16 protein-coding genes, 1 tRNA gene and 1 other RNA gene are annotated in these 18,354 nt (G+C 53.3%); 8 read left to right on the top strand and 10 right to left on the bottom strand.

All coding sequences use genetic code 11. From position 1 onward, the window contains the following. Positions 1 to 5 precede the first annotated feature (5 nt). The 8 genes from dppB to FDX19_RS06260 form a co-directional block, all read right to left on the bottom strand. Positions 6 to 1,025: a dipeptide ABC transporter permease DppB gene (dppB, locus tag FDX19_RS06225; RefSeq protein ID WP_003827415.1), complete on the bottom strand. Its 1,020-nt coding sequence runs from the start codon at positions 1,023 to 1,025 to the stop codon at positions 6 to 8. A 166-nt stretch (positions 1,026 to 1,191) separates the two neighbouring features. Then, positions 1,192 to 2,799 (bottom strand): dipeptide ABC transporter periplasmic-binding protein DppA, encoded by a 1,608-nt coding sequence (dppA, locus tag FDX19_RS06235; protein WP_137382041.1) that lies wholly within the window; start codon positions 2,797 to 2,799, stop codon positions 1,192 to 1,194. Beyond that, the gene (locus FDX19_RS25060; RefSeq protein ID WP_170974355.1) at positions 2,714 to 2,950 is read right to left on the bottom strand and encodes a hypothetical protein; all 237 of its coding nucleotides are present in this window, start codon (positions 2,948 to 2,950) and stop codon (positions 2,714 to 2,716) included. Before FDX19_RS25060 ends, dppA begins: the two co-directional genes overlap by 86 nt. 600 nt (positions 2,951 to 3,550) lie before the next feature. Further along, positions 3,551 to 3,682: non-coding RNA, RtT sRNA (locus tag FDX19_RS06240), on the bottom strand. A gap of 33 nt (positions 3,683 to 3,715) precedes the next feature. Continuing rightward, positions 3,716 to 3,792: transfer RNA gene (locus tag FDX19_RS06245), tRNA-Pro, on the bottom strand. Positions 3,793 to 3,882: 90 nt separating this feature from the next. Further along, a complete protein-coding gene (eptB, locus tag FDX19_RS06250) occupies positions 3,883 to 5,574 on the bottom strand; it encodes a kdo(2)-lipid A phosphoethanolamine 7''-transferase (RefSeq protein WP_137382042.1) in 1,692 nt (563 codons plus the stop codon). A 209-nt stretch (positions 5,575 to 5,783) separates the two neighbouring features. Continuing rightward, positions 5,784 to 6,986, bottom strand: coding sequence for an MFS transporter (locus FDX19_RS06255; protein ID WP_137382043.1), 1,203 nt, complete (start codon positions 6,984 to 6,986; stop codon positions 5,784 to 5,786). A gap of 251 nt (positions 6,987 to 7,237) precedes the next feature. Then, on the bottom strand, positions 7,238 to 7,939 hold the full coding sequence (locus tag FDX19_RS06260; protein WP_137382044.1) for an autotransporter outer membrane beta-barrel domain-containing protein: 702 nt from the start codon (positions 7,937 to 7,939) through the stop codon (positions 7,238 to 7,240). Between the two features lie 159 nt (positions 7,940 to 8,098). On the opposite strand from FDX19_RS06260, the gene tag reads away from it, so the two are divergent. Then, positions 8,099 to 8,668, top strand: a complete 570-nt coding sequence (gene tag, locus FDX19_RS06265; protein ID WP_137382045.1) for a DNA-3-methyladenine glycosylase I — start codon at positions 8,099 to 8,101, stop codon at positions 8,666 to 8,668. Next, positions 8,658 to 9,098 carry an N-acetyltransferase gene (locus FDX19_RS06270; protein WP_137382046.1) on the top strand — a complete coding sequence of 147 codons (441 nt, stop codon included), beginning with the start codon at positions 8,658 to 8,660 and terminating at the stop codon, positions 9,096 to 9,098. Before tag ends, FDX19_RS06270 begins: the two co-directional genes overlap by 11 nt. Here FDX19_RS06270 and FDX19_RS06275 read toward each other — a convergent pair. After that, a complete protein-coding gene (locus FDX19_RS06275; protein ID WP_137382047.1) occupies positions 9,067 to 11,400 on the bottom strand; it encodes a molybdopterin guanine dinucleotide-containing S/N-oxide reductase in 2,334 nt (777 codons plus the stop codon). The genes FDX19_RS06270 and FDX19_RS06275 overlap by 32 nt on opposite strands. Positions 11,401 to 11,560: 160 nt before the next feature. Between FDX19_RS06275 and FDX19_RS06280 the strand changes: the two genes are divergently transcribed. From FDX19_RS06280 to ghrB, 6 genes are all read left to right on the top strand, one after another. Next, positions 11,561 to 12,223, top strand: a complete 663-nt coding sequence (locus FDX19_RS06280; RefSeq protein ID WP_101742802.1) for an OmpA family lipoprotein — start codon at positions 11,561 to 11,563, stop codon at positions 12,221 to 12,223. Between the two features lie 141 nt (positions 12,224 to 12,364). After that, positions 12,365 to 13,381 (top strand): LacI family DNA-binding transcriptional regulator, encoded by a 1,017-nt coding sequence (locus FDX19_RS06285; RefSeq protein WP_137382048.1) that lies wholly within the window; start codon positions 12,365 to 12,367, stop codon positions 13,379 to 13,381. A 100-nt stretch (positions 13,382 to 13,481) separates the two neighbouring features. Next, the gene (locus FDX19_RS06290) at positions 13,482 to 14,231 is read left to right on the top strand and encodes a sugar phosphate isomerase/epimerase (RefSeq protein WP_137382049.1); all 750 of its coding nucleotides are present in this window, start codon (positions 13,482 to 13,484) and stop codon (positions 14,229 to 14,231) included. Positions 14,232 to 14,234: 3 nt separating this feature from the next. Then, positions 14,235 to 15,173 (top strand): sugar kinase, encoded by a 939-nt coding sequence (locus FDX19_RS06295; protein WP_137382050.1) that lies wholly within the window; start codon positions 14,235 to 14,237, stop codon positions 15,171 to 15,173. A gap of 64 nt (positions 15,174 to 15,237) precedes the next feature. Further along, a complete protein-coding gene (locus tag FDX19_RS06300) occupies positions 15,238 to 16,518 on the top strand; it encodes an MFS transporter (protein ID WP_137382051.1) in 1,281 nt (426 codons plus the stop codon). Positions 16,519 to 16,540: 22 nt separating this feature from the next. After that, the gene (ghrB, locus tag FDX19_RS06305; RefSeq protein ID WP_137382052.1) at positions 16,541 to 17,515 is read left to right on the top strand and encodes a glyoxylate/hydroxypyruvate reductase GhrB; all 975 of its coding nucleotides are present in this window, start codon (positions 16,541 to 16,543) and stop codon (positions 17,513 to 17,515) included. 61 nt (positions 17,516 to 17,576) lie between these two features. On the opposite strand, the gene FDX19_RS06310 is transcribed toward ghrB, so the two are convergent. After that, positions 17,577 to 18,287: a DUF3053 domain-containing protein gene (locus tag FDX19_RS06310; protein WP_048213663.1), complete on the bottom strand. Its 711-nt coding sequence runs from the start codon at positions 18,285 to 18,287 to the stop codon at positions 17,577 to 17,579. Between the last annotated feature and the right edge of the window lie 67 nt (positions 18,288 to 18,354).

Consider the following 18,354-nt stretch of genomic DNA (forward strand, 5'->3'; position numbering starts at 1 on the left):
GCCCCTTACTTCTTATGCCGAATACGCGGGTTCACCACGCCGTACAGTAGGTCTACCAGCAGGTTGACGAGAATAATCATCGTCGCCACCAGTAATACCCCGCCCTGCACTACCGGATAATCACGGCGTTGCAGCGCATCAATCAGCCAGCGCCCCAGCCCCGGCCACGAGAAGATGGTTTCGGTCAGGATCGCCCCCGCCAGCAGCGTACCAACCTGAAGACCAATAACGGTCACAACAGGCAGCATGGCGTTGCGCAGAGCATGAATGATGATGACGCGCATACGGGTCAACCCTTTGGCGCGCGCGGTACGAATGTAGTCTTCGCCCAGCACTTCCAGCATCGATGAACGGGTCATACGCACAATCACCGCCAGGGGAATGGTGCCAAGCACCATCGCCGGCAGGATCATATGCGCCAGCGCATCAATGAAATTGCCCTCTTCACCCCAGATGGCGGTGTCGATCAGCATAAATCCGGTCAGTGGATTGGAATCATCAAGAAACACCATGTCGCTCACGCGCCCGGAAACCGGCGTCAGGTTCCACTGCACGGAAACCAGCATGATCAGCATCATGCCCCACCAGAAAATCGGCATTGAGTAACCGGTCAGCGCCAGACCAACGGCGGTATGATCGAATATGGAGCCGCGCTTAACAGCAGCAAGTACACCCACCGGGATACCCACTGCGACGGCGAAAATCATCGCGCAGACGCCGAGTTCCAGCGTTGCTTTGAAGCGAGGCACGAACTCTTCCCACACCGGTAAACGGCTTTTCAGCGAGATACCTAAGTCACCATGCATAACCCCCCAGATATAGTGGAGGTACTGCTGCCACATCGGTTTATCCAGACCGAGTTCAGCCAGCAATTGAGCGTGACGCTCAGGGGAGATCCCACGTTCACCCGCCATGATCATGACCGGATCGCCGGGGATCATATGGACGAAGGCAAAGGTGAGAAGAGTGATACCGATAAACGTGGGGATGACGAGTCCCAAACGTCGGAGAATGAACTGCAACATAACCCGGATTCTCTCTAATGACGCACGGCCTGGAACCGTGAGTCTGTATTGCTCACAAATCTTATCCCACGCAAACTGCATCGCGGGTAAAGCATTACGCCGGAGGGCGCTGCGCTTATCCGGCCTACACAATACCGGGGCGCAGCGCTTCCTTGATTGCTTTTAATTATTCGACAGAAACGTTTTCGAAGTGGTGTTTGCCTAATGGATCAACCACATAGCCTTTCACTTCTTTACGCACTGGTTCGTACACGGTGGAGTGAGCAACAATCAGAGCCGGAGCCTGATCGTGCATAACAACCTGCGCTTGCTTGTACAGTTCAATACGTTTGTTGTGGTCGTCGGTCGCACGCGCCGGCTGGATCAGGTCTTCAAACGGCTTGTAGCACCAGCGAGAGTAGTTGGAACCGTCTTTCGCTGCCGCACAGCTGAACAGGGTAGCGAAGAAGTTGTCCGGATCCCCGTTGTCCCCGGTCCAGCCCATCATCACCGCCTGATGCTCACCCGCTTTGGCACGTTTCAGATACTCGCCCCACTCGTAGGTCACAATCTTGGCCTGAACGCCAATTTTCGCCCAGTCAGCCTGAACCATTTCCGCCATACGGCGTGCGTTCGGGTTGTAAGGACGCTGTACCGGCATGGCCCACAGCTCAACGGTAAAGCCTTTCTCCTGACCTGCTTCCTTCAGCAGCGCTTTGGCCTTCTCAGGATCGTAGGTGTAGTCTTTAATATCGTCGTTATAGCCCCACATGGTCGGTGGGATCAGGTTTTTCGCGGCAACGCCAGCGCCCTGATAAACCGCCTTAATGATGGCTTCTTTGTTTACCGCGTAGGTCAACGCCTGACGGACTTTCACGTCATCAAACGGTTTCTTCTCGGTGTTGAAAGAGAGGTAGCCAACGTTCAGACCGGCCTGCTCCATCAGATTGATGTTTTTATCCTGCTTCATGCGTGCGATGTCTGCCGGGTTCGGGTACGGCATGACCTGGCACTCGTTCTTCTGCAGTTTGGCATAACGCACAGAAGCGTCAGGCGTAATGGAGAAGACCAGACGGTCGATCTGCGGCTTGGTGCCCCAGAAGCCGTCGAACGCTTTATACAGAATACGGGAGTCTTTCTGGTACTGTTGCAGCTGGAACGGACCGGTACCGATAGGGTTCAGATCCACTTTCTCCGGGGAACCGGCTTTCAGCATGTTGTCCGCATATTCTTTAGAAAGAATAGAGGCGAAGTCCATCGCCAGGTCAGCCAGGAACGGTGCTTCCGGACGGGTCAGTACGAACTGGACGGTTTTATCATCCACTTTTTTCACTTCGGCGATCAGATCCGGCAGACCCATCCCTTCGAAGTATTCATAGCTGCCGCCAGAGACTTTATGGTACGGGTTCTGGGCATTTTTCTGACGATCGAAAGAGAACACCACGTCATCGGCGTTAAAATCGCGCGTCGGTTTGAAATCTTTGTTGTCCTGCCACTTCACGCCAGGGCGAAGGTGGAAGGTATAGGTTTTACCGTCTTCGCTGATTTCCCACTTCTCAGCAAGGCCGGGGATCACTTCGGTGGTACCGGTTTTGAATTCAACCAGGCGGTTATAGATCGGTACGGAGCTGGCATCATAGGTAGTACCAGAGGTGAAAAGCTGTGGGTTAAAGCCTTCAGGAGATCCTTCTGAACAATAAACCAGAGTTTTAGCCTGTACGCTTGCGGCGCAGGTCATGGCCACCAGGCTCAGACCAAGCTTCAGCATCCCTGACTTCTTCAAGGAAATACTCATTCTTCTGCTCCAAATGTGATGTTTGTTGTTTTACCCTTTGCAGTGGGTTTGCACCGCCTGGCCTTTTTTGTTTTTTACCCGGCCGGGTCGGCGTTAAGAGGATGGGGATTCCGTTCACATAAGCGACTGAGTTGCAGTGCGGATTCTCCATGAAATGCCCCTCATGCCCTACAATCTGTCAACAGAATGTGAAAACGTCAATACAGGTAACCGTGATTTACACCAACGGTGAGAATTGGCAAACAAAGATTAAAAAAAGTGCAGGCGGGTATTTTCAGCAGGGAAATTTGTGCTACGCGCACTATGCCAGAATAAATATCTTCATATTCAGAAACATTTGGTGATTAACATTTATGCAAATTATGAAAAATTTCTCAACACATGCTGCATATCTGAGCGATTAATACCATGAACGTTAAAACGCACAGCGGAAAATGCTGAGTTCAGCCATAAGTAACGCAAAAAAAGATTCAAGCAAATATAAAAAAAGGCAATGGAATATGTCACAGAATCGTTAACAGTCAGTGGGAAGTGGTGCACAATTTTTGCAGATAAAATGAAGGTCAAAATGGGGACGGGAAAACGCTAAATACGTCCTGCCAGCGCTTTCCTGTAGGCCAGATAAGGCGTCTGCGCCGCCATCCGGCAATGCCTGTTATAGCGTGATGTTTTACCTGATGGCGCTTCGCTTATCAGGCCTACAAAAGCCACAAACGCAAAAAGCCCGCTCAAAGAGCGGGCTTTTCTAATTTGGTCGGTGATAGAGGATGACTCGCCACTTCGTGGCTCGCCCTGCGGGCCGTTGCTGGCGCAACGTTCTCTCGCTCCGCTCGAGTCGAACCTCTTCCCCCGGAGGTTCTCATCCTCACGGGCTTCAAATGCAAAAAACCCTGCTCGTTGAGCAGGGTTTTAAATTTGGTCGGTGATAGAGGATTCGAACCTCCGACCCCTTCGTCCCGAACGAAGTGCGCTACCAGGCTGCGCCAATCACCGAATGCGGGGCGCATCTTACTGCTCAACTGCACGCCCGTCAATCCCTTAGTATCAAAATGCCATTCGATCGGCGAGAAAGTCAGCAGCCCATTACTGGGCTACAAACTTCTTGTCGTCCGGGACATGACACCAGTTGTTATTCTCATTTATACCGCCGTTTGGCGAGGTATATCCAAGGCAGCCGAGAATGGTGTCGTACAGTTCAACATGGCGACGCGGAACCTTCATATCAGCCTCCTGCTTAAGGTGGGCGAAGGCTTTCGCATGATCGGGGTCTTCCAGATACTTATCCGACATCCACACCAACATAGGAACGCGGAACTGCTCTGGCGGTGCCATTTTACGTGGCGTACCGTGCAGGTGCTCACGCTCGTTGATCGACTCACCGTGATCGGCAGCATAGAACACAATCGCTTTCTTATCGCGCAGCTGGTCAAACACCTTGGTGATAAAGTGGTCAACATAGGTTACCGAGTTATCAAATGAGTTAATCATCTGCGCTTTCGAACAACCGCTATCAACATTGACACACTCCGGCTTCCACTGGGCGTACTCACGGGTATAGCGCTGCGTGTAGTTAAAGTGCGAGCCTTTGGTATGCAGGATAATCAGGTGCTTACCATTATCGTCCGGTTTGATTGATTGCTGCATCTCAGAGATCAGCAGCATATCGTCAACCGTTTTGCCACGGTTACGCGGCTCAGCGCCAATCTGCTCACGATATGCGATGTTCTCCGCCATCGTGTTGCTGTAAAACCACATCTCACTTTGCATCGCGTAGAGATCGGTATTAAAACCTAGCTGGCTGAGTACGGAAAAGACGTTTTGTTCTTTCAGCGTACGCTGCGGGTTTTCCTCTGCTCCGCCTTCACGAACAAACATACAGCGTAGCGAAAGTTTGGTTGCCGTATCACACGAATATCCACGGAAAGCGGCCAGGTTTTTTTCCTGAGCCAGCCTTGGCGTGGTATTTCTCTCGTAGCCAAAAATACCCATATGATCCCAGCGGGTCGTTTCGCCGATAATAAACACGACGTAGGTATCATCAATATTCTTGGGGGCAACGTAGGTAAATTTCTTCGCCGGATTCATCAACGACTTGTTATCGGAAGACTCATCGACCTGCGCCCAGGCATACAGACCCAGCGCGGACAGCCAGTTTGAAGGCAAATATGAATTTGCCACTACACCACCGTAGCTGGGCAAATCAATACCCGTTTCCCGTTCAACTGATTTCTGCTGTATTCCAAGTAAACGAATTGGCGCCCACACCATCAAGCCAGCCAACAGAACAACGGCCACACTACGCCATCTCATTCCTGGCGTACGTATTTGTTTTAGCAGGGTGTAGCGGCAGCGGTTACTCCAGATAAGCAGCAGCGGCAAAATGCTGACCGACACCAGCCACACGATAAAATGCCAGCCCACAACTTCTTTTGATAAATCAATATCGGTTGTCATGACCGAGGCAATAATGCCGTAGCCAATTACCACATTCAGGAAGGTCATGTAATAGCTGGCACCAGCGGAACACAGCACCACAAAGGTAGCCAGTACGCGCCAGGCCCGCCGACCAAACAGAGACAGAAGACGAAGTAAAAAGAAGGTAACCAGCACGGTGCCGGCCAATTCAACAACCGCAGAGATTCCTTTCAGCGCGGTAAATTCCTGCACATAGCTGCCGAAGCGGCGATAAAAAACTGCGCAGTTCATAAACAGACCGATATAGATCGCAAGCAAGAAGCTAAGCTTTTGCTGCGTCATCGATTTAATGTATCTCATGCAAAAAAACCCTGGGAATCGGGATAAAAACACCCTGTGAAGTGGTCAATCGACCAAACAGGGGAAAATGCGACAACAGCAGAGATGAAATGTCTACGGGCGCGGCTAAGTAGACCACAGGAGGAGAGAAAAGTGCTTATGGTGAATGCAAACGGCGCATATATTTTTGTAAATATATGCGCCGTGTATAAATCAGACGAAGTGTAAAATCAGGCGTGTGCCTCAGTAAATACGCTACGCTGCGGCTGGCGAATGGTCGTGGACAGCGCCAGCGAGATGATTAACAGCGCAAAGATAACGCAGAAGGTCACATAGAAACCGCCGAACAGCGAGGCGATAATTGACCCGCAGATGCTGCCAATCCCGAAGCCCAGGTAGATAACCCCATAGTTTTTCGCCAGGTTATTCAGGCCGAAGAACTCACTCACCAGTGACGGGAAGACCGTAATGGTGCCACCGAAGTTGAAGGCGACACAGGCAATGGCTGCGAAGAATGTCACTTCATTCAGCGGAGCAAAAAGCAGCGCCGCCATACCCACCAGCGAAACAACCTGACCAATGGTGATAACGCGAATACGGGAAATTTTGTCGGACAGAATCCCCAGAACCAGACGACCTGACAGGTTCGCGATAGAAATAACGGTTACCGCATTCGCCGCTGTTGCCACATCCATTTTTGCCAGGCTTTGGGCGATATCTTTCGCGACACCAATCACGTAAAGCCCGCTCATGCACGCCGTCAGGAACATCACTGCCAGCATCCAGTACTGTGGTTTACGCATGGATTGCGCCAGCGTGTAGTCGTTCTCTACCACGCCATTCACGGCTTTAACGTCCTGGTTTGGCGCATCTTTCATCAGCGTGGAGCCAAAGACAATCATCACCAGTACAATCGCGCCCCAAATCATAAAGGTCTTTTCCAGACCCACGGAGCTCAGCAGCTGGCTGTCGATAAATTTAAAACCGAGGCTACCCAGGCCGTAAGAACCGATCGCAAAGGCGGAAATCAGCCCTTTACGCTCAGGGAACCATTTCACGCAGTTGGACAGGGTTAACAGGTATCCTGCACCGTCAGCCAGACCAACCAGTACACCGGCACTCAGCCACAGCATAATCAGGCTGTCAGAATGCGCGGTTAAGAAGAAGCCCACACCCAGTAAGATACCGGATGCCATGGTGACGCGTTTCACGCCGAAACGTTCCTGAAGCTTCCCGGCGACGGAAGAAGAGATCGCCAGACCCAGACTCAGCAAACCAAAGGAAAATGCAACCTGACTAACCGGTGCATCAAGCTTTGAAGAGAGTGCGCCATTGAACAGGCTCCAGGTATAAACAGAACCTAATGCAAATTGGGTAATGATGGTGCCGATCAGTGTCAGCCACCGGGTACGCTGATAATCAGAAGTTTTCATGGCAGTCTTCCTGCATAAACAAAATGGGAAATTCTCTGCCGACAACCATACCGAAGTGCTTTTATGACCAGGAGAAAACGGCATGAAATGCCATCAGGACGGAATGAAATGCCTGGATTGCGGAATGAATGACGAGACAAAAAGTCGGGTTACTGAATTTTATTGCCGGAGTTAGTGCACGCTATCGCTGGAATGCGTGTGATTCTTGATCCCAATATGTTACAGAGGTGTTTTATCCAGGCTTTTTTTCGTTAAAATTTGGCGCTCACTCCCATGGTGTACAGGTAGTCGCTGTTATTCGTACTGTTTTCTGCCTGAGAAAGTGCCGCATAGGCAGCCATATGCTGATTCAGCAGCATATCTGCACCGACAGTGACATCGACCCAGTTACCATCCTGACTCGTCGTCGCCATACGATTGAGACCCGATTGCGCCTTCCAGATATTCTCGCCAAATTGCTGGTTATAACTGATTTGCGCCCATGGCCGTATATCGCCAAGCTGCGAGTCGACCCGCCAACCCAGGGTACTGACGCTGGCATGCCACATCGGATCGGTCAGCGTTAGCGAAGTCACACTGTCGCCAAATTCGTTGTAGGTAGAGGTGGTTGAGCCATCATAATGCAGGGCTGCGACGGGCCCCGTCGTCACCTTACGGGAAAGGGGAAAATTCCAGCCCACGCTCATACCGCTGGTCGCATCCAGAGCCGTTTGGTCCGCCAGATTCACTACCGGCCCCGCCACGTTCTGGGTGGAGCGAATGCGCTCTTCCAGAATGTCGTTATAACGTGGTTGGTGATCGCTGTCCCATGTATAGCGTTCCGACGTATGACCGGACAGCGCATCAACGATATATTCTTGTTGCCAGCCATATGCCGTATTGGCAAACAGCGCACAAACGATGACGTTCGCCAGAATTAACCTCTGACGACCACTACTGTTTCTTATAATCATCAACGCGACTCCAGAAAAGAGCCGAATTCGGCGATATTATTGTCATTGTTTAAAGGATATCGGGCACATGAGGCCCTGTATTAAATATTGTCTTTTTAGCGGGCGCGTCAAGGCGAGCCGAATGAAATTTTTACGCCAGTAAAAACAGCGAGGAAGAGTATGCAACGTTGCGGCTGGGTCAGTCAGGATCCACTATACATTGCCTATCATGACAAGGAATGGGGCGTCCCGGAAACCGATGGAAAAAAGCTGTTCGAAATGATCTGCCTTGAAGGCCAGCAGGCTGGGCTGTCATGGATAACGGTGCTGAAGAAACGGGAAAACTATCGCCAGGCATTCCACCACTTCGATCCTGCAACCGTTGCGGCGATGACCGAAGAGGATGTAGAAAGGCTGGTACTGGATGCCGGTATTATTCGTCATCGGGGAAAGATTCAGGCCATTATCGGTAACGCCCGCGCCTTTTTGGCAATGGAGCAAAACGGTGAGCCGTTTAGCGAGTTCGTCTGGTCATTCGTCGATAACCAACCGCAGTTAACCCGTGCCGCCAGTCTGAGCGATATCCCCACTTCAACGCCCGCTTCTGACGCGCTTTCTAAAGCGTTAAAGAAACGGGGATTTAAGTTTGTTGGCACCACCATCTGTTACTCCTTTATGCAGGCATGCGGTCTGGTCAACGACCATGTCTTCGGCTGCATGTGCTACCCAGGAGAGCAACATGATTCGTGAATCCAACGCTGACGATCTGGCACCCATTCTGGCACTGTGGATGGAAAGCACCATTTTTGCCCATCCTTTTATCGAAGAACGCTACTGGCGCGAGAGTGAGCCTATCGTACGTGATGTCTACCTGCCCGCTGCGCAAACCTGGGTGTGGGAAGAAAACGGTGTGCTCAAAGGTTTTGCCAGCGTGATGGAAGAGCGTTTTTTAGGCGCGCTGTTTGTAGAGCCTGCCGCCATCAGAAGCGGTATCGGCAAAGCGCTGGTGCAACATGTGCAGCAGCGCTTTTCGTGGCTCAGCCTGGAGGTCTACCAGAAGAATCAATCAGCGGTAAACTTCTACCACGCACTGGGCTTTCGCATTGAAGACAGCGCGTGGCAGGAAGAGACTCACCATCCAACCTGGATTATGGGCTGGCAGGTGGATCAAACGCCGTAAGCACCAGGTTCGGCCCACTGTACTTCTCCAGCCACGCCAGCGCGGTATTGCCCGCACAGCCGTTCCCCAGCTTCGAGCTGGGGAGATCTTTGGTCAGCACGTTGACAGCGCCATTTTTACAAATACCGTCGGCGGCCGGGTCCAAATCAGGCCAGGCCCCCTCGTGAATACAGATGACGCCGGGTTTGATCCCTGTCGTCACAACAGCACCCGCCAGGATATGCCCGCGGTGGTTCCACACCCTGACCGTATCGCCATCTGCAATCCCCCGCGCTTGCGCATCCTGCGGGTGTATTGTCACCGGCTCCCGATCCGCCACCGCATACTGTTCGCGTAACGCACTGTAGTTGAGCTGGCTGTGCAAACGGTGAGCCGGATGGGCGGAGAGCACCTGCAGTTGGTCGGGTTCGGCATTGCCGAACCACTCATCGGGCTCCAGCCACATCGGGTGTCCTGCACAATCCGCATAGCCGTAACCTGCAATTTTTGCAGAATAGATTTCAATTTTTCCGCTGTCTGTTTTCAGCGGATGCGCCTGTGGATCGCGGCGAAAATCAGCAAAACGGATGAATTGCGTATTTGCGGCGTTTTCCGGCATTTCGATCAGTGCATTCTTTTGCCAGAACTCAGCGAAGGGCGGCAGTGTAACCTGCTGGCTGGCGCCACGCTGCGCAGCAATGTCGTAAAATGTTTCCAGCCATGCCTGTTCGCTTTTCCCCTCAGTGAATCGGTCATATCCGCCTTTTTCCCAACGTTCACTCAGCTCGGCAAAAACATCAAAATCGTTGCGCGCTTCAGCCTGTGGTGGCACGACCTGCTTCATCGGCACCAGATGCTGGTTGCTGTAGTCTCCGGTCATGGTCAAATCGTTACGTTCAAAAGAGGTTGTCGCGGGTAACACGATATCGGCATGCTTCGCCGCAGCGGTCCAGAAACACTCTGAGATAACCACCAGCTCCGGCTTTTGCCAGGCGCGGATCAAACGATTGGTATCCTGATGATGCGTGAAGTTTGCGCCACCGGCCCACCAGAGCATGCGGATGTCCGGGAAATGCCGATCCATACCGTTGTGCTGATAGAAACCGCCGGGATTTTCCAGCGCCTCAACGATACGCGCCACCGGGATTTTATCCACCGCGTCGGTGCCGCCTTTGAGGCTCCCTTGCATCGAAGCCAGTACCGCTGCACGACGCGTCGGGTTCCCACCGTTGGCAAAATGATACGACAGTCCAAATCCGCCGCCGGGCGTGCCAATTTGACCGAGCATGGCGGCCAGCGTGACGATCATCCAGTGTTTCTGCTCGCCATACTGCTGGCGTTGCATGCCCCATCCCGCCATCAGCATGGTGGTGTTTTGGTGAAATATCTCCGCAAGTTCGCGTATTTTCGCTGCCGAAATACCACAAATTTCAGCAGCCCATTCTGCCGTTTTCGCTACCCCATCGGATTTACCCAGCAGGTAGTCGGCGAACGAATCATATCCGGTTGTACAACGGGCGAGAAAATCCTCGTCATGCCAGTCGTTTTCCACCAGCGTATACGCGATACCCAGCATCAACGCTACGTCGGTTCCCATATGCGGGGCGATCCATTCCATTTTGTCGCCAAAGAACGCCACGCTTTCCGATCGCATTGGATCGATGCAGATCAATCGCTTACCGCTATCGCGCAGCGCTTCAAAGTAAGCAATACCCTGTTCGTCAGAAGCATTCCAGGCAATTTTCAGCGTATTCAGCGGGTTAGCGCTCCACAGCACCACCACATCGCTATGCCCCAGCACCATCGGCCAGCTGGTCTGCTGCTGGTAAACTTCGTTGCCACCTACTACATACGGCATGATGGCCTGTGCCGCCCCCGTAGAATAATCCCCCAGGTGCCCGGTATATCCCCCCGCCAGCGCCATATAGCGCTGCAGCAGGGTCGCCGCTTTGTGTAATACGCCGTTCGACCGCCAGCCGTACGAGCCGGCAAAAATCGAGGCTGGGCCGTAACCGTCACGGATGCGCTTATGCTGCGCATCGATAAGATTCAGCGCATCGTCCCAGCTTACACGAACAAACTCATCCTGCCCGCGCACGCCTTGCGGATTATCCGGCGAGGCAAGGAATCCTTTACGCACCATGGGAAAACGTACCCGCGTTTTACTGTGTACCTGATCGCGAACCACGGTTTGCAGCGAGTTAGGATGAGAGGTGGGTAATGCCCCCCGGGATGAAAAAACGGTCTCGCCATCGGTTTCGACAACAATAGGTCCCCAGTGTGCGGCAGTTAACACCGGGTAATGAGCAGGTGAATTAGCCAAGATAGCGCTCCTGAATGCGATGTGACGGCTTATGGTTATGCCGTTCAATGTTACTTACAAATTTCAGAGTCTTCCCTGGAATTTTCTTCATGTTCAGACGTCATAATCAACCGCCACGGTCGCTGTGGTAAAAGAAGAAAAAAGTCATTAAGGAATTAAGATGAAGAAACGTGTATTTGTTATTGCTGCCATCGTGAGCGGCGCCCTGGCGGTATCTGGCTGCACAACAAACCCTTACACCGGCGAGCGAGAAGCAGGAAAATCCGGCATCGGCGCGGGTATCGGTTCCCTGGTTGGTGCGGGTATTGGCGCCCTTTCGTCTTCGAAGAAAGATCGCGGCAAAGGCGCGCTGATTGGTGCAGCGGCAGGTGCGGCTGTGGGTGGCGGTATCGGTTATTACATGGATGTGCAGGAAGCTAAACTGCGCGAGAAAATGCAGGGAACTGGCGTCAGCGTGACGCGTAGCGGCGATAACATCATTCTGAACATGCCAAACAATGTCACCTTCGACAGCAGCAGCGCCAACCTGAAACCGGCGGGCGCAAACACGCTGACCGGCGTGGCAATGGTACTGAAAGAGTACAATAAAACCGCCGTCAACGTGTTGGGCTTCACCGACAGCACTGGCAGCCAGGATTTGAACATGCGTCTGTCACAGCAGCGTGCCGACTCCGTCGCCAGCGCGTTGATTACCCAGGGCGTGGCTGCGAACCGCATTCGCACTCAGGGTATGGGCCCGGCGAACCCCATCGCCAGCAACAGCACGGCTGAAGGTAAAGCGCAGAACCGTCGCGTAGAGATTACGCTGAGTCCTGTACAGTAATCGTTGAGCCGGGTGGCGGCTTCGCCTTACCCGGCCTACGTTCGACATGTAAGCCCGGTAAGCACTGCGCCACCGGGCAAATTACTTGCTTCGTCAGATTTTCCCGCTAAGGTATTCTCACTAAATCCAGGGAAATCAGCGATGAGCAAATCAACACGGGCAACCATCAGCGATGTGGCAAAAGCCGCAAAAACCGGCAAGACCAGCATTTCACGCTACCTCAACGGTGAAAAGCATCTGCTATCCGACGCGCTGTTAGCCCGCATTGAAAAAGCCATTGCCGAACTCGACTACCGTCCCAGCCTGATGGCCAGAGGCCTGAAGCATGGGCGTACCCGCCTGATTGGCCTGATTATCGCTGATATAACCAACCCCTACTCCGTCAACGTGTTAAGCGGTATTGAAGCCGCCTGCCGTGACAAAGGTTTTACCCCGCTGGTCTGTAACACCAACAACGAAGTGGATCAGGAGCTGCATTATCTCGACCTGCTGCGCAGCTACCAGGTCGAAGGGATCGTGGTGAACGCCGTCGGGATGCGTGAAGAAGGACTGAACCGTCTGCAACAGTCTGCGCTGCCAATGGTACTGATTGACCGTAAGATCCCTGATTTCGCCTGCGATATGGTCGGGCTGGATAACACCCAGGCAGCGACCGTCGCTACCGAACACCTGCTTGAACAAGGTTTTGAAGCCATTCTGTTCCTTAGCGAGCCACTGGGGATGGTGAATACTCGCCGCGAGCGTCTGAGCGCCTTTCGCGCCACGCTCGCACAATCCCCTGGTGTCATCGCACAAAATGCGGAAGTCCCGCTAACGGACAATACGCAACTCGATGACACGCTGCGCCAGTTTCACCAGCAGCATCGTGGGATGCGCAAAGCCGTTATCTCTGCTAATGGCGCCCTGACGTTGCAGGTTGCCCGTGCGTTAAAGCGTATTGGCCTCAACTGGGGCAGCGACATCGGTCTGCTCGGGTTTGACGAGCTGGAATGGGCCGAACTGGCTGGCGTCGGCATCACCACGCTAAAACAGCCCACCTGGCAGATTGGCTACACCGCCGTCGAGCAGGTAGTACGCCGGATCGATGGCGACTCAGACGCAATCCAGGAACAGGTTTTTTCCGGCGAACTGATCGTTCGTGGCTCCACCGCCCGCTAAATTTCCTTCGTGATGGTGATCATAAATTCAACATCACAGGCTTTTCTTTGGAACCGGTTCCATCTAGCGTTACAGCAAGAACGCTAGTTTTGGAGTTTCCATGAATAGAAAAATTATGGTGGTCACTGCCGCTTACGGCTACGACCAGGTACGCGCCGCAGGTGGGCAAACGGCCCTGCTGCCCATCATTGCCGAAGCCGGTGCTGACGGGGTTGAAATCCGCCGCGAAATGCTGACCGACGCCGAGCTAAAAACACTGCCAACAATGGCCTCTGCTATTGAAATTTTCGGCCTGCTGGCATGCTACTCCGCCCCCGAACCGCTGTTCACCGAAGACGGAAATCTTAATCCTCGCCTTCCGGAACTACTCCAGGAAGCGCAAGCCCTGCAAGCACTGTGGTTAAAAGTTTCCCTCGGCCATTTTGCCCATGACGGACAGTTCGACGTGTTGCGCGAATGGCTGGACAACAGCGGGATGGAGCTGGTTGTCGAAAACGATCAGACATCCTGTGGACGCCTGCAACCGATGAAGCGCTTTAACGATGCCTGTCAGGCATTCAATCTGCCCATTTCTCTGACCTTCGATATGGGTAACTGGTTGTGGGTAGGTGATTCTGCGGAAGAGGCTGCACAGCAGTTGGCCTCAAGCGTTGGATATATCCATGTGAAAGCCGCCACACCACATCGTGACAGTTACCGTGCCGTGCCGCCCGATCGCGCAGAACCACGCTGGCTGGCGCTGCTGGACACGTTGCCCGCAGATGTTCCGCGCGGCATTGAATTCCCCCTGGAAGGGCAAGACTTGACGGCGGTTACCCGTCATTACGTCGCTCTGTTACGCAAGGAGTAACACATGAAAAATTCACTGGACGTTGTCACCATTGGTGAAGCGATGGCGATGTTTGTCGCCACGCAAACCGGTGATTTGGCGGACGTGGAGCAGTTTATTAAACGCGTTGCAGGCGCTGAACTTAACGTGGCGACCGGCCTTGCTCGTCTGGGTCTGAACGTAGGCTGGGTCAGCCGCGTGGGTAACGACAGTTTTGGCCGTTTTATTATTAAGTCGCTGGAGAAAGAAGGGATTGATGCGCAGGGAGTCACTCTGGACGGGCGCTACGCTACCGGCTTTCAGCTTAAATCTAAAGTCGAAAATGGAACCGATCCCATTGTGGAATATTTCCGCAAAGGCTCTGCAGCCAGCCATCTCAGCGTTGAGGATTATCACGATGGGTATTTCTCCAGCGCACGCCACCTGCACCTGAGCGGCGTTGCGGCTGCGCTGTCGGCCAGTTCATATGAACTACTGGCGCACACCGCCCGCACCATGAAAGCCCAGGGCAGGACCATCTCGTTCGATCCAAATTTGCGTCCGGTACTGTGGAAAAGCGAAGGCGAAATGGTGGAAAAACTCAACCGACTGGCATTCCAGGCTGACTGGGTACTGCCGGGGTTAAAAGAGGGCATGATTTTAACCGGACAACAGACACCAGAAGCCATTGCAGACTTTTATCTGCGTCATGGCGTGAAAGCCGTCATCGTGAAGACCGGGGCTGATGGGGCCTGGTACAAAGCAGCTAGCGGCGAGCAAGGCAGCGTCGCGCCGGTGAAAGTCGACAATGTGGTCGATACCGTCGGTGCAGGTGATGGCTTTGCCGTCGGCGTGATCAGCGCTCTGCTGGAAGGCCGCTCGCTGCATCAGGCGGTGACCCGCGGCAATAAAATTGGCGCTCTGGCCATTCAGGTTCAGGGCGACAGCGAAGGATTACCCACACGTGAACAATTAGGGGAATAAATTCCCGGCCAACTCTGTACCCTACAGACAGAGGCGGCGTATCAGCATAACCAGAGGGCAGTCTATGAATAGCTCAACCAATGCAGCAAAACGCTGGTGGTACATCATGCCAATCGTGTTTATCACGTATAGCCTGGCGTACCTTGACCGTGCGAACTTTAGCTTCGCTTCCGCCGCCGGTATCAACGAGGACCTCGGCATTACCAAAGGGATCTCTTCCCTGCTGGGCGCGCTGTTTTTTCTCGGCTATTTCTTCTTCCAGATCCCAGGCGCAATTTACGCCGAACGCCGCAGCGTACGTAAACTGATTTTTGTCTGTCTGATTCTGTGGGGCGCCTGCGCGTCACTGACCGGGATGGTCAGCAACATTCCAATGCTGGCCGCCATTCGCTTCATTCTTGGCGTCGTTGAAGCCGCGGTCATGCCTGCAATGCTGATTTATATCAGTAACTGGTTTACGAAGTCCGAGCGTTCGCGTGCCAATACCTTCCTGATCCTTGGTAACCCTGTCACCGTCCTGTGGATGTCCGTCGTGTCCGGATATCTGATCCAGGCGCTGGGCTGGCGTGAAATGTTCATCATTGAAGGTTTTCCGGCCATCATCTGGGCGTTCTGCTGGTGGGTACTGGTAAAAGACAAACCGTCGCAGGTAGGCTGGTTGTCAGAATCCGAAAAAGCCGCGCTGCAGGCCCAGTTAGAAAAAGAACAGCAGGGTATCAAAGCCGTGCGTAACTACGGCGAAGCGTTCCGCTCACGTAACGTTATCCTGCTGTGCATGCAGTACTTTGCCTGGAGTATTGGCGTCTACGGTTTTGTTCTGTGGTTGCCGTCAATTATCCGCAGCGGCGGTGCCAACCTGGGTATGGTAGAGGTCGGTTGGCTTTCGTCCGTTCCGTATCTGGCCGCAACGGCGGCGATGATCCTGGTTTCATGGGCTTCCGATAAACTGCAAAACCGTAAGCTGTTTGTCTGGCCACTGCTGCTGATTGCCGCTTTCGCCTTTATTGGCTCCTGGGCCGTTGGCGCAGACCACTTCTGGATTTCTTACACACTGCTGGTTATCGCCGGCGCGGCGATGTACGCCCCGTATGGTCCCTTCTTCGCCATCATTCCTGAGATGTTGCCGCGCAACGTCGCTGGGGGAGCCATGGCGTTGATCAACAGCATGGGCGCATTAGGCTCATTCTTTGGTTCCTGGTTTGTCGGCTACCTCAATGGCACCACTGGCAGCCCGTCCGCCTCATACATTTTTATGGGGGTAGCGCTTTTTGTCTCAGTGTGGCTAACTCTTATTGTTAAGCCTGCTAATAATCAACAGCTACCTATTGGCGCACGCCACGCTTAAATTTTAACTTACGGAGATTCGCATGAAGCCGTCCATTATTCTCTATAAAGCGTTACCTGACGATTTACTGCATCGCCTGGAAGAGCATTTTACTGTCACTCGGGTGCCTAACCTGCGTGCGGAAACCGTAGCACAGCACGCCGCAGCCTTTGCCAGCGCGGAAGGCCTGCTGGGCTCCAGTGAAGCCGTCAATACCGCCCTGCTGGAGAAAATGCCCAAACTGCGTGCGACCTCCACTATTTCCGTAGGCTATGACAATTTCGATGTTGAGGCCTTAAACGCACGCAAGGTGCTGCTGATGCACACGCCAACGGTGCTGACAGAAACCGTGGCGGACACGGTAATGGCGCTGGTGTTAAGTACCGCGCGACGCGTGGTGGAAGTCGCAGAACGCGTGAAGGCAGGCGAATGGACAAAAAGCATCGGGGCCGACTGGTTTGGTACCGATGTTCACCACAAGACGCTGGGCATTGTCGGCATGGGACGCATTGGGCTGGCGCTGGCGCAACGTGCGCATTTCGGCTTTAGCATGCCGATTCTGTATAACGCGCGTCGTCACCATCAGGAAGCGGAAGAACGTTTCAACGCGCGCTACTGCGACCTGGATACACTGCTGCAGGAATCGGATTTTGTTTGCCTGATTCTGCCGTTAACGGACGAAACCCACCACCTGTTCAGTACCGAACAGTTTGCCAAAATGAAGTCTTCTGCCATTTTCATTAACGCCGGGCGTGGCCCGGTGGTGGATGAGAACGCACTGATCGCCGCACTGCAAAGCGGGGAGATTCATGCCGCGGGCCTGGATGTGTTTGAACAAGAGCCGTTGCCGTCAGACTCACCGCTGCTGTCGCTGCCGAATGTGGTGGCGGTACCGCATATTGGTTCAGCCACGCATGAAACGCGCTATAACATGGCGGCTTGTGCTGTGGATAACTTAATTGACGCGCTGCAGGGAAAAGTTGAGAAGAACTGCGTGAATCCGCAAGTGGCCAAATAACACAAAAGGCCGGGTAGCATTGATGCTCACCCGGCCTTTAATGTGTCTTACCGTACGGCGATTACTGCGCGGCATTCACCGCAGCAGTCCATGCCTGATTAAATGCCTGATGCTGCGCCGCCAGCGGGCCAATCAGCGTATTGTACTGACTGGCCTGTTGTGAGGTTGGGAACTGGATGCCGTTCGCAACAAAGCTCACCTGCGTATCCTGCTGCGCGATAAAATCGCCTACCTGCACCAACTGCTGCGTGAAAACTTGCGCGGCTGGGATCAGCGGCTGTAACGCCTCTGCCGGTGCGGTCACGACTTTGCTGTAAACCTGATCAAAGACAGGTTTCAGGTCATCACCCTGCTTCAGCGCGCCATGGGCAGCATCTGCCTGTAGCTTCGCATTCTGCAACTGTTGTCCTAACACGCCCAGCGCGCCATTTGCCTGACGCAGCGGTTCACGCTGAGTCATATAATCCTGAGGAACACGGATTGCGTTTACGCTATCAACAACCGGGCGCAGACCGGAGTCCATTGCCTGATTAACCTGCTGTGAATAGCCATAAAGAATCGCGTAATCGGACACAAACGGGCCAAACTGTTTTTTCTGATCGGCGGTCAGCGTCGGTAAACGCTCTCCGCTACGCATTGCAGTATTCTGCAGAAAATCGATAAACGCTTTGCGTTGATCGCCTTCTTTATCAAAACACCCACTCAGGCCAACTACCATTAAGAGCGCCAAAACAGGCGCAAACCAGCGAGAGCAGGACTTACCTGTCGCCATTTTAATACTCCTTTCACCCAAAAATGCGCACAACGACACCCGCGTGCCTGACGTTGACAAGGATAGT

Origin of the sequence: Citrobacter sp. wls619 (genome assembly GCF_005281345.1) — a bacterium.
Classification (GTDB): Bacteria; Pseudomonadota; Gammaproteobacteria; order Enterobacterales; family Enterobacteriaceae; genus Citrobacter.